Raw genomic sequence first — 12,035 nt, 5'->3', positions numbered from 1 at the left:
GACGGTAGAAACTGCGCCAGATCATCGCCTTTAAAACGACTGTGATATGCCGACGCAGCAAGCGAGAGGGTTTATGCGCGTCCAGAAGGTAGTCGCTTTTGTCGTCATGAGCGGCATCGCCGGTACCGCGGCCATCGCTGCAGACCGCGTCGTTCCGTTGAGTCCGTCCTCCAAGTGGCAGATGGATTATGCGCCTTCCGAATGCCGCCTCGTCCGCAGCTTCGGCGAGGACCGGGACCGGACCACGCTCCAGCTCAGCCGCCTCGATGTCAGTGACGTCCTCGAAATGGCGCTGGCCGGATCGCATATGCCGGCAACGGATGGCGACGTCCCGGTTTCGGTGAGCACGTCCACCGTCGCACATGTCCCCGGCATGCACGCACGCGGCTTTGCCACGGCGGGCGGCGCGCCCGGCAGCATACGCTTCCGGCCTGACAGGGATCTTCCCGGCGCGTTGCGTAGCGATGTAACGGCCGACCGACCGACGATGCTCGGCGTCAGCTTTGCAAGACGCTATGCGGTGCAACTCGACATGGGGCCGATGAAGGGCGCACTCGCAGCGCTCGATGCGTGCGTGGACGATCTGGTGACGAGCTGGGGGCTCGACCCGGCCGAGCAGCGACAGCGGAAAAGCGCGCCCGAGCCGGTCAACGATCCCGCCGGCTGGTTCCGTCCGGCCGATTATCCCGTCGCCCTCAACCGGGGCGGGTCCGGAGGGATTGTGGTGCTGCGACTCGTGGTGGCGGCTGACGGATCGATAAAGACCTGTGCGGTAGCGAAGGCAGGCGGCGACAAGGCCTTTGAGGATCTGACGTGCCGGTTGATGACCACGCGTGCGCAATTCCGCCCGGCGATCGACGGGAGCGGGCGCGCGATCGATTCCGTATGGATACGCCGCATCAACTGGCAGCCGGGAAAACCATTCGTAACCGCCGGCTGATTGTCGATCCTTGCATCACTCTGGGCGAGACCGGCGTCCCGTACCGCTGGGAATATCCCGGGCTGCCAAGCTATTGAGCGTCCTTCCGCCCGCATCGAGACAGCCCCCAACAGCGGCCGAATGTCGCGAGACCCTTCGCTGAAACCTACAACGCCGCGATACGTCCGTCGGGAGAAGGCTGCGATGCCGGTTTGCTTTAATCGACCAACCATTCGGTTGTGATCTCGCCCCGATGCCCCTCGGGTGACAGCACGGCGCGCAGCGCTTCCAGCAGCGGTGGCAGCGCCTGCGTGAACGCATAGGGCGGATTGACGATATACAGGCCGGCGCCGTTATAGATGCCGGGCTGATCGTCATCGTACAGCCAGTGCTCCACCCCCAGCATTTTCGGGATGCCGAGCTTGCGCAGCTGCTCCTTCCACCGCCACAGCGTCGCGCGGTCTTTGAGCGGATACCAGATCACCGTCACGCCGTGCGCCCATTTGCGGTAAGCGGCGGCGAGGGTCGCGGTGATACGCGCGCGTTCGTCCGTCTGCTCGAACGGCGGGTCGACCAGCACCACGCCGCGCGCGGTCCGCGGCGGCACCATCGCCAGCCAGAGCTCGTAGGCGTCGCGCTCATGTACGGCAGCGGCTGTGCCGCGCATCACGCCGCGCAGGGTATACGCGTCCTCGGGATGTTTTTCGTTGAGGACCAGGAAGTCCTGCGGGCGCAGCAACTGCGCCAGGATCCGCGGCGAGCCGGGGTAATAGTGAGGCTCGGCCCCGACATTCACCGCCTGCACGACCGCGCGGTAGTCGTCCAGCAACGGGTTCGGATCGGCAAGCGCCTGCAGCACGCCCTGTATCGACTCGCCGGTGCGCTGCGCGTCCTCGCCGTCGAGATCGTACAGCCCGCAACCGGCATGCGTGTCGATCAGGGTCAGTGCCCCCGGTTTTTGCTGCAGGGCGCGCACCAGCGCGATCAACAGGCTGTGCTTGACGACATCGGCGCTGTTGCCAGCATGGAAGGAATGGCGATAATTCATTGCGGCTCAGAACCCCGACGATCTGCCTGTCGACCTGTTGCTGGGCGCGATTGCCGAGTGCGAGGCGATTGAAACGACCAATCCGGTGCTCGTATAAAGTCGGGCAGAAACTTCAACGCACTTTTGCGTGCCGCGTCTGGTCTTCGCGAAAACCCCTTCGCGTTCCCGAACCACGGCGGCCCCCATGCCTCGCTGGCAACCCGCGTTACGCGATCGCCGTCTCGCGTTCGGCGTCCTTCATGAACATTTCGTCATTTTGCTTGCAACACAGATCAACCACGCCTAGCGCCCTCCTGCGAATGGTTATCAATAGCATTGAGGTGGGTATGCGGCACAAGGTCAAGCGCGACATTCTGGTCGGTACGGCTATGGCGGCAGCGAGCGTCTGGGCGCCGTCCTTTGCGAGCGCCGCCGATCTCGCCCCCGTACATGCAGGTTCCCGTGCAGCCAGCGACGGCATGGACGACGACACGACCGTGGCCGCAGACGACCAGGCGCGACGCGACGAGATCATCGTCAATGGCGAACGCATTCGAAAGACCGGGAGTACCGGCACCAAGACCGAGACGCCGCTGATCCGCACGCCGCAGACGATCACGAGCATCGACGAAAAGGAGCTCACGCTGCGCAACGCGCTGTCGATCAACCAGGCGCTCGGCTATGTCGCGGGCGTGTCGCCGAGCCAGCGCGGCAATGTCGCGACGCGTTATGACCAGCTCTACGTTCGCGGGTTCGCACCCGGTCAGTACATGGACGGCATGCGGCTGCTCGGCGGCATCTATTCGACCCCGCAGATCGACTTCCACCTCGTCGAGCGGGTCGATGTCGTCAAGGGACCCGCTTCCGTGCTGTACGGCAATTCGACGCCCGGCGGCCTCGTCAACCTCACGAGCAAGCTGCCCTATGACGTCGCCGGCGGGCGGATCGAACTCGCGGCGGGGGATTTCGATCTCGTCCGCAGCGCGATCGATGTGAACCAGCCGCTCGACGCCGATCACAAATGGCTGTTCAGGGTGATCGGCGGGGCGGAGCAATCCGACGGCTTTGTCGCGCGGACACGAAATCGTCGCCACTATATCCGGCCGATGCTGACCTTCGCGCCCGACGACGCGACCAGCCTGACGGTCATCCTCAACCATCAGCGCGATCCGGAATCGGCCTCGTATAGCGGCGTTCCCGTCTATGGTTCGGCGCTCGCCAACCCCTTGGGCAGCTTCCCCATCGACCTGAACGTCAGCGAGCCAGCCTATGAGGCGTTCGATCGCACGCAGAAATCGGTGACCGCGCTCTTCCGTCACGACTTCAGCCCGGCGCTCAGCTGGGCGACGAGCGCGCGCTATCTCGATGTCGACCTGCACTATCGCCAGATCTACCTCTCGAACTTCGCGACGACGGGCACGGGTGCGGACCGCAACACCGATTTTTCGCGCATCGTCCGCGGCGGTGGCGGCTCGGACGAGTCCTTCCGGACCATCACGCTCGACAACCACGTCACCGGCAAGTTCGCGACCGGGCCCCTGCAGCATGTCGTGCTGGCCGGCGTCGACTGGCAGAGCAATCGCGGCTCGAACGCACAGCAATTCAATACCGGCACCACGACCGATCCGGTGACGAGCATCCCCGATTTCACCCTGTTCGACCCCAATTACGGCGGCGTACAACCGAGCTTCGCGCTGACGGCGACGCGGGGATTCCGCAAGATCGATCAGGTCGGCGCCTATCTCCAGGACCAGATCGCGATCGGTGCGCTGCAACTGATCGCCAGCGGCCGGTATGACTGGTACGAACAGATGAGCGTCAACAGGAATACGGCGGCAGGCGTCGCCGGCGGTGTGACCCAGCTGAAGCAGGCCGCGTTCACGGGACGATTGGGCGCGCTCTACGAGACGCGCAGCGGGCTTGCCCCCTTCGTCAGCTATTCGGAAAGCTTCGAGCCGCAGACGGGCACGCAGACGATCTTCGCGCCGGACGGCAGGACGCCGATCGCGGGGCCGACCTTCGTGCCGGTGACCGGGCGGCAATATGAGGCAGGCGTCAAATACCAGCCGCGCGGGACCAACGCGGTGTTCACGCTGTCCGCCTACGACCTGCGTCGCCGCAACGTACCCGTGGCAGACCCGCGCGCAGGACAGGACGGCAGCACCATTCCTGCCAATGCGCAGATCCAGGTCGGCGAGGTCGAAATACGCGGGATCGAAATCGACGGCCGTGGCGAAATCGCGCCGGGGCTGACCGTGACCGTCGCAGGAACCTACACCGACCCCGACGTCCGGCGCGGCACCCCCGCGATCGGCACCGGCGACCAGTTGAGCGGCGTCACGGGAACCAAGCCGCTGGGCATATCGACATGGAGCGCATCGAGCTTCGCCAGCTATGATCTGGAACGCAGCGTCGGCGGCGCCGCGTCAGGCTTCACGATCGGCGGCGGGGTCCGGTACGTCGGCGAATCCGACGGCACCGCGACCCAGATCCGGTCGGGCCAGACGGTCACGACGCGGTTCCAGTCGCCGGGCTATGTCCTGGTCGACGCGGTGCTGGGCTATGATCTCGGCAAGTTCGATCCGTCGCTTGCCGGGATGAGCCTGACGGCAAATGTCGCGAACCTGTTCGACAAGCAGCACATCGCAAGCTGCTTCTTCGTCAACAGCTGCTATTTCGGGGCGTCGCGCACCGTCGTCGGCACGCTGCGGTTCAACTGGTAGCGGGCGAGCCCGCGGTTCGTCGCACGCAATCGCATGGTGACCGCATCGTCCCCGCCCCGCACTGGACCGCTGCGCACCGACGAGGCATCGGTCGATCTACAGCGGGGGCTGGAGTAACAAGCGTGTTCAAGACGATGTGGAAGATGCCGGCGACGCTCGCCCGGCTGCCGGCGCCGCGTGCTAACGACGGCGAGGATGCTGTTGGCGCGACCGAAGCGCAGGCGGGTGACCATGAAGCCGAAGACGAAAGCGCCGATCGCAAGGCCGTGATCGCAACCGGGTCGCTCGAGGACATGGTCAAGGCGGCCGACGACCTGTCGGAGGACGAGGGTCAGAACGTGATCATTGAGTGCGTCGGTCGCGACCGGCCTATCCGTTGGCCGGAGATCAAGGGACTGCGCGCGGCGACCACATTCCCGGATGGCAAGTGACCGGCGCGCCCAGACGGCTTAGCGGAACAGCCGGCTGAGCACGCGCTCGACGAGGCTCGACTGCTGCGCCATCGCCTGCTGTTCACGGAACCGGTCACGGTCCGCGGCCGCGCGCCGATACAGTGCGTCGAGTCGTTCAGCGCCATAACGATCCGACAGGCGTGGCGGCGATATATCGGTGCGATTGAAGATCGGCGGGTCTGACAGCGTGGACATCGGCGGCTCTCTGCGTGGTAAATCGTTGACGGCATGTTAGCTTTTCGTCTGTATTCCAACACGTTTCACCCGGTCCGGTTCCATATTTCGCGACGAATTGAATGGAGTTTTTACCAAAAACCGGGAACCTTACGCAATCTCGTCGGTAGTGTTGCGCCAGATCAACATCGCCGGGCCGGTGCCGCCGTTTGCGCAACCTCTACATCCGCCACTTGCATCGCGCGCCTGTACAACCACGCGTCCGGTCGGCTACGCGGCGCCCATGGGTGAGATCGACAGACTGGTACCTTCGGGTATCATCGAGCAATGGGTATTCCATCTTCGACGCCAGCGCTCACGCGCGGCTGACACCATCTGGTTGATCGACCAGGGTTTTACGATGCACGACGGCAAGAACGGCGTTCCGACGCAGGACGCGACCGCGCGCTACCGGCAGGAACAGCAGACCGTCATCGACGAGGTCACCGAACTGCTCAAACTCTACGACCGCATCAATCTGGGCAAGGACATCCCGGTCGCGGATGAACCACCGCGCTGATCGCACGATGGTGAAAACCATGTGCCTTGCCATCACCGAACCGTCCAGGGACCTATGATCATGCGGCAGGCTACCGGATTTCTGACGATCGATACGCGGCGCCAGGGCCTGCTCGACATCAGTGACGTCGTGCGGCGCTGGGTCGCCGATCAGGAAATGCGCGAAGGTCTGCTGACGATCTTCTGCCGCCACACTTCGGCGTCGCTGCTGATCCAGGAGAACGCCGCGCCCGAGGTAAGGATCGATCTCGAAGCCTATTTCGCGCGTCTGGCGCCCGAGTCCGCCGACTATTTCCACGACGACGAGGGGCCCGACGACATGCCCGCCCATCTGCGTACGGCGCTGACCCAGGTCCACCTGTCGATTCCGGTCATCGACGGCGAAATGGCGCTCGGCACGTGGCAGGGCCTCTATCTGTTCGAGCATCGCCGTCGCGCGCATCGCCGGTCGCTCGCGCTGCATATCGCCGGGGCCTGACCGCGCGAACGGGGCACCGGGGCTTTATTCGGGGGGTGCGCTTGGTTTCCGGAGCAATCCCGTTCATCAACCGTTCCACCACTGATGGCTAGTGTGAGGCGTTTCGCCGCATCCGCCGCGAACGGAGACGACAATCATGTTTATCATGCCTGGTCGCAAAGTCCTTTTGGCAGCCCTGGCGTCGAGCACGCTTCTGGTTGCCGGGTGCGCGACCGAAACGACCTATCGTCCTGCCACGGGACAGGGCTTCAGCCGGACGGGGTATAGCGACCGTCGGATCGAAGATAACCGCTTCCTCGTCAGCTTTGCCGGAAACAGCGTCACGTCGCGTGACACGGTCGAGCGCTACCTGTTTTTCCGCGCCGCCGAGCTGACGCTGCAGCAGGGCTATGATTATTTCCTGATGGCCGACCGCGATACGAACCTTCAGTCGCGGACCTTCTCGACCCCGGGCATCGGCGGTGGCTTTGGCTATGGCGGGTTCGGCGGATATTGGGGTCCGTCGTGGCGCTTTCGCGGCCGCGGGTTCGGCTGGCGCAGCTGGGATCCGTATTTCGGCGGCGGCTTTGGTGGTGGCGGTTTCGGCGGCGGGTTCGGCGGGCCTTGGGGCAACAATTTCGACGTCCGGACGATCGACCGTTACGAGGCGACTGCCGAGATCGTGATGCGCAAGGGTCCGATCCCGCGAGACAACATCCGCGCGTTCAACGCAAAACAGGTGGTCGACAATATCGGACCGACGCTGGTTCTCCCGAAGTAAGCCTCGGAAATACCGTCGACACAAAAAGGCCGGGCCGTCCTACTGGACAGCCCGGCCTTTCTTTTGCGTGTCGTCCGCCCGCAGGAGCCGCGGGCGGACCGGCGGGACGACGTCAGACCGCGCCGTGGCACTGCTTGTACTTGCGACCCGACCCGCAGGGGCATGGCGCGTTGCGGCTGACGACGCCTTCCCAGTTGGCGGGATCCTCGCCGATATCCGCCTGCTGCGGCTGCGGGATCTGCATCGGCGGCAGCTGCGACGTGATGTGCCCGGTCGTCCCGGCGTCGATGTCGTTCGAATTGTCCTCGCCGGTGAACGGGTCGAAATGCGTCGTGATGAAGTCGGGCAGCTCGGGCAGTCCGACCGGTGCCTGCATCTGGAACTGCGCATGCGCGATCGTCTTGGTCACGTCCTCGCGGATCGTCTCGAGCATCCGCTGGAACAGCGAGAACGCCTCCTGCTTATACTCGTTGATCGGCGTCTTTTGCGCATAGGCGCGCAGGTGGACGACCTGGCGCAGCGCGTCGAGCGTCGCGAGATGCTCCTTCCAGTGATGGTCGAGATTCTGCAGCAGGATCGACTTTTCGACCGACGTCCACGTCTCCTCATCGAGGTCGGCGGACTTCACCGCGATCGCCTCGTCCGCCATCGCGCGGATGCGCTCCTCGACGATCTCGGGATCGATCGCCTCCTCGAGCAGCCACGCCTCGATCTGCGGCTCGAGGTTGAGGACCTCGGACAGCCGCGTCTTCATCCCCTCGATGTCCCACTGTTCGGGATAGGAGTTGGGCGGGCACGCGTCGCCGACGATGACGTTGACCGTCTCCGCGCGCATGTCGACGACGACGTCGCCGACCGTATCGGCATCCATGATGTCGGCACGCTGCTCGTAGATGACCTTGCGCTGCTCGTTCATCACGTCATCATATTCGACGACCTGTTTGCGGATGTCGTAGTTGCGCGCCTCGACCTTCTTCTGCGCGGTCTCGATCGCCTTGCTCAGCCACTTGCTGCCGATCGCCTCGCCGTCTTCGATGTTGTTGCGCATCATCTTGGCGAACAGCGTGTCCGGCCCGAAGATGCGCAGCAGATCGTCGTCGAGGCTCAAATAGAAGCGCGACAGCCCCGGATCGCCCTGACGCCCCGAGCGCCCGCGCAGCTGGTTGTCGATACGCCGGCTCTCGTGCCGCTCGGTGCCGAGCACGAACAGACCGCCCGCGGCGAGCACAGCCTTCTTCTCGGCCTCGATCTCGATCTCGATCCGCGCCGCCTCGGTGGCGTATTCGGGCGTCCCCTCCACCAGCTCGGGATGCTCGTCGAGCATGCGGAATTCGAGGTTGCCGCCGAGTTTGATGTCCGTGCCGCGGCCCGCCATGTTGGTCGCGATCGTCACCGCGGACTTGCGCCCGGCCTGCGCGACGATGTGCGCCTCCATCTCGTGGAAGCGCGCGTTCAGCACCTTGTGCTCGACCGCCTCGCCGACGAGGAACTCGCTCAGCAGCTCGGACTTCTCGATCGATACCGTGCCGACGAGCACCGGCTGGCCGAGATCGGCGTGATGCTTGATCTTCTTGGCGATCGCCGCGAACTTGTCCTTGGTGTCCTTGTAGAACTCGTCCTCCTCGTCGACGCGCTGGACGGGGACGTTGGTCGGGATGCTGACGACGTTGATCTTGTAGATGTCGTAGAACTCGGCCGCCTCGGTCGCCGCGGTGCCGGTCATGCCGCCGATCTTGGGATACATGCGGAAATAGTTCTGGAAGGTGATCGAGGCCATCGTCTGGTTCTCGGGCTCGATCTGCACGCCCTCCTTGGCCTCGACCGCCTGGTGCAGGCCGTCCGACCAGCGCCGGCCGTCCATCATGCGACCGGTGAACTCGTCGATGATGATGACCTTGCCGTCCTTGACGATGTAGTCGATGTCCGACTTGAACATCACGATCGCGCGCAGCGCCTGGTTGAGGTGGTGGACCACCTGCGTGTTCTCGAAGTCGTACAGGTTCTGCCCCTCGAGCAGCCCCGCCGCCTCGAGCATCCGCTCGACCTTCTCGGTGCCATCCTCGGTGAGAATGATGGTCTTCTGCTTCTCGTCCTTGTCGTAATCGCCCGGGACGAGCTGCTTCACGACCGCATCGACCTGGATATACAGCTCGGACTTGTCGTCGGTCGGGCCCGAGATGATCAGCGGCGTACGCGCCTCGTCGATCAGCACCGAATCGACCTCGTCGACCACCGCGAAGTTGAAGCGGCGCTGCACCATCGAGCTGCGCTCATACTTCATGTTGTCACGCAGATAGTCGAACCCGAACTCGTTGTTCGTCCCGTAGGTGATGTCGGCGGCATAGGCGGCACGCCGCTCTTCGTCGGTCAGGTTGGGGACGATGACGCCGATTGTCATGCCGAGATAGGTATAGACCTGCCCCATCCACTCGGCATCGCGCGCGGCGAGATAGTCGTTGACGGTGACGACATGGACGCCGTCGCCGGGCAGCGCGTTCAGATAGGTCGCGAGCGTCGCGACGAGCGTCTTGCCCTCGCCGGTGCGCATCTCGGCGATCTCGCCGCGGTGGAGGACAATGCCGCCGACCATCTGTACGTCATAATGCCGCTGGCCGAGCACGCGCTTGGCGGCTTCCCGGACGGTCGCGAACGCCTCGGGGAGCAGGTCGTCGAGCTTCTCGCCGTTCGCGAGGCGCTCGCGGAAGCGCACGGTCTGGGCGGACAGCTCCTCGTCCGACATCGCGACAAGCGAGGGCTCGAACGATGCGATCTTGGCAAGGATCGGGTTGAGCGACTTGACGTAACGGTCGTTGGACGAACCGAACAAGGATTTGGCGAGGCCACCGAACATGGGCTGATTTCCTGAAGTTTTGACACGGCAAGCCCGCTACCGGGACGCACGCAAGAAAGAAGGGGACGGCCCGCAGGCCAGCACGAGGCGCCCGACGCTATTCGCGCCGGCGGTCTGTCCAAAGCGATGACATGTCGACCGCGATGGCGGGCAATGCGGGCGACGCCGCGACCGCCTGCAACGACGGCGGGCCGGCCACCGGTCGTGTCGCGCGCCTGACCACTGCAACCGCAACGGCCTGCGGAGAGACCGCACCCTGCGCCACCGCCTGCGCCGCCTGCCCACGCACGCCGGGTACCACGCCGGTAAGCGCGGACAGCAGGGCAGACAGAAGGAGAAGCAGGTTCATGTGACCTCGTCCTTATGACAGCCTGCCGCCAAGGTCCATCCTTTCACCGCATCGCAGCGCGGTCGGGGGCGGTTCGCCACGTGGACAAGCGGTTGCGCAGGGGCCGATCCGGAGGCAGAGGTCTGTCATGACCACCTCTCCGCTCGCACGCCCCTTCCCCGTCATGCCGGCGATTCCCGGCGTCACGCTTCATGTCGCCCGTGCCGCCTACAAGACGTGGGACCGGTGCGACCTGACATTCGTCACGCTGGACCCGGGTACCGTCGTCGCGGGCGTGCTGACGCAGAGCAAATGCCCCTCGCCCGAGGTCGAATGGTGCCGCGCGGCGCTGACGCTCGGCCACGCGCGGGCGCTCGTCGTCAATGCGGGCAATTCGAACGCCTTCACGGGATCGCGCGGCCGCGCTGCGGTCGAGGCGATTGCCGCGCGGACCGCAGCGCAGCTCGGGTGCCAGCCATCGGACGTGTTCGTCGCCTCGACCGGCGTGATCGGCGTACCGCTCCCGATCGACAAGGCCGAGGCGGGGCTCGACGCCGCGTTCGCCGCTGACCCGTGCGGCTGGGAGGATGCCGCGGCGACGATCATGACGACCGACAGCTTCACCAAGGGGGCAACGACCACCGCGGTGATCGGCGACCGCACCGTCAGCCTGGTCGGCATCATCAAGGGATCGGGGATGATCGCGCCGGACATGGCGACGATGCTGGGCTTCATCTTCACCGACGCAGCGGTCGAGCCCGGTTTCCTGCAGGCCGCGTTGTCGAAGGCGAACGCGCCCAGCTTCTCGTGCATCACGGTCGACAGCGACACGTCGACCAGCGACACTGTGCTGGCGTTCGCCACGGGCAAGGCCGGGAACGCGACGCTTGCGGACGATGACAGCGTGGGTGCCGACGCATTCCGGGCCGCGCTCGCGGATCTCTGCCAACAGCTCGCAATGCTCGTCGTGCGCGACGGCGAAGGTGCGCAGAAACTGATCGAGATCCAGGTCACCGGCGCCGACAGCGATCGCAGCGCGCACCGCATCGCGATGAGCATCGCAAATTCGCCGCTGGTGAAGACCGCGATAGCCGGCGAGGACGCCAATTGGGGGCGCGTCGTGATGGCGGTGGGCAAGGCCGGCGAACCCGCGGACCGCGACACGCTCTCGATCCGCTTCGGCAATACGCAGGTGGCGGAAGGCGGGCTGGCGCTGCAGGGCTATGACGAGGCGCCGGTCGCCGCGCATCTCAAGGGTCAGGAGATCGAGATCGGCGTCGACCTCGCGCTCGGCGAGGGCAAGGCCACCGTGTGGACGTGCGATCTCACGCACGGATATATCTCGATCAACGCCGACTATCGGAGCTGATCATTCCCGCCATCCCGGTGCGGACCGGGATGGCGGGAGGTCGGTCAGGCGAGTTCGCTCTCGAGCCATGCCTTGAGCTGGCCCTTGGGCGCAGCGCCGACCTTGGTCGCCGCTGGCGCGCCGCCCTTGAACAGGATCATCGTCGGAATGCCACGCACGCCGTACTGGCCCGGAGCGTCGGGATTCTCGTCGATGTTGAGCTTGGCGATCGTCACCTTCTCACCCAGCTCCTCGGACAGTTCCTCGAGGCTCGGCCCGATCATCTTGCACGGACCGCACCATTCGGCCCAGAAATCGACGAGCACGGGGCCTTCCGCACTCAGTACGTCGGCATTGAAGCTGGCATCGGTGATCTGCTTGGTCGCCACTGAAATTCTCCTTCGTTATACCATCATC

General features: G+C 64.8%; 12 protein-coding genes. 7 read left to right on the top strand and 5 right to left on the bottom strand.

The genetic code is table 11. The features are described 5' to 3' along the window. Positions 1–73 precede the first annotated feature (73 nt). On the top strand, positions 74–940 hold the full coding sequence (locus tag ASE72_RS14870; RefSeq protein WP_056023038.1) for an energy transducer TonB: 867 nt from the start codon (positions 74–76) through the stop codon (positions 938–940). Between the two features lie 196 nt (positions 941–1,136). Here the strand turns inward: ASE72_RS14870 and ASE72_RS14865 are convergent, their stop codons facing one another. After that, a complete protein-coding gene (locus ASE72_RS14865) occupies positions 1,137–1,967 on the bottom strand; it encodes a 23S rRNA (adenine(2030)-N(6))-methyltransferase RlmJ (RefSeq protein ID WP_056023035.1) in 831 nt (276 codons plus the stop codon). A gap of 326 nt (positions 1,968–2,293) precedes the next feature. On the opposite strand from ASE72_RS14865, the gene ASE72_RS14860 reads away from it, so the two are divergent. Next, a complete protein-coding gene (locus ASE72_RS14860) occupies positions 2,294–4,669 on the top strand; it encodes a TonB-dependent siderophore receptor (protein WP_056023032.1) in 2,376 nt (791 codons plus the stop codon). Positions 4,670–4,812: 143 nt separating this feature from the next. Further along, positions 4,813–5,100: a hypothetical protein gene (locus ASE72_RS14855; RefSeq protein WP_156350517.1), complete on the top strand. Its 288-nt coding sequence runs from the start codon at positions 4,813–4,815 to the stop codon at positions 5,098–5,100. An 18-nt stretch (positions 5,101–5,118) separates the two neighbouring features. Here the strand turns inward: ASE72_RS14855 and ASE72_RS14850 are convergent, their stop codons facing one another. Then, entirely contained in the window at positions 5,119–5,316 is a 198-nt protein-coding gene (locus tag ASE72_RS14850) for a hypothetical protein (RefSeq protein WP_056023026.1), read from the bottom strand. A 148-nt stretch (positions 5,317–5,464) separates the two neighbouring features. Here ASE72_RS14850 and ASE72_RS14845 point away from each other — a divergent pair, with 148 nt between their 5' ends. The 3 genes from ASE72_RS14845 (at position 5,465) to ASE72_RS14835 (ending at position 7,091) form a co-directional block, all read left to right on the top strand. Next, entirely contained in the window at positions 5,465–5,854 is a 390-nt protein-coding gene (locus ASE72_RS14845; RefSeq protein ID WP_235532376.1) for a hypothetical protein, read from the top strand. A 60-nt stretch (positions 5,855–5,914) separates the two neighbouring features. Beyond that, on the top strand, positions 5,915–6,331 hold the full coding sequence (locus ASE72_RS14840; RefSeq protein WP_056024213.1) for a secondary thiamine-phosphate synthase enzyme YjbQ: 417 nt from the start codon (positions 5,915–5,917) through the stop codon (positions 6,329–6,331). 136 nt (positions 6,332–6,467) lie between these two features. Beyond that, positions 6,468–7,091 (top strand): CC0125/CC1285 family lipoprotein, encoded by a 624-nt coding sequence (locus ASE72_RS14835; RefSeq protein ID WP_056023023.1) that lies wholly within the window; start codon positions 6,468–6,470, stop codon positions 7,089–7,091. A 112-nt stretch (positions 7,092–7,203) separates the two neighbouring features. Here the strand turns inward: ASE72_RS14835 and secA are convergent, their stop codons facing one another. After that, positions 7,204–9,942 (bottom strand): preprotein translocase subunit SecA, encoded by a 2,739-nt coding sequence (gene secA, locus ASE72_RS14830; protein ID WP_056023020.1) that lies wholly within the window; start codon positions 9,940–9,942, stop codon positions 7,204–7,206. Between the two features lie 97 nt (positions 9,943–10,039). Then, the gene (locus ASE72_RS14825; protein ID WP_056023017.1) at positions 10,040–10,291 is read right to left on the bottom strand and encodes a hypothetical protein; all 252 of its coding nucleotides are present in this window, start codon (positions 10,289–10,291) and stop codon (positions 10,040–10,042) included. Positions 10,292–10,418: 127 nt separating this feature from the next. Between ASE72_RS14825 and argJ the strand changes: the two genes are divergently transcribed. Then, positions 10,419–11,639, top strand: a complete 1,221-nt coding sequence (gene argJ / locus ASE72_RS14820; protein ID WP_056023014.1) for a bifunctional glutamate N-acetyltransferase/amino-acid acetyltransferase ArgJ — start codon at positions 10,419–10,421, stop codon at positions 11,637–11,639. A 44-nt stretch (positions 11,640–11,683) separates the two neighbouring features. Here the strand turns inward: argJ and trxA are convergent, their stop codons facing one another. Beyond that, the gene (trxA, locus tag ASE72_RS14815; RefSeq protein ID WP_056023011.1) at positions 11,684–12,007 is read right to left on the bottom strand and encodes a thioredoxin TrxA; all 324 of its coding nucleotides are present in this window, start codon (positions 12,005–12,007) and stop codon (positions 11,684–11,686) included. Between the last annotated feature and the right edge of the window lie 28 nt (positions 12,008–12,035).

Source organism: Sphingomonas sp. Leaf20 (genome assembly GCF_001421535.1).
GTDB lineage: Bacteria > Pseudomonadota > Alphaproteobacteria > Sphingomonadales > Sphingomonadaceae > Sphingomonas.
Note: the sequence above shows the minus strand (reverse complement) of the source record. Positions and strands in the feature narration are given on the sequence as shown.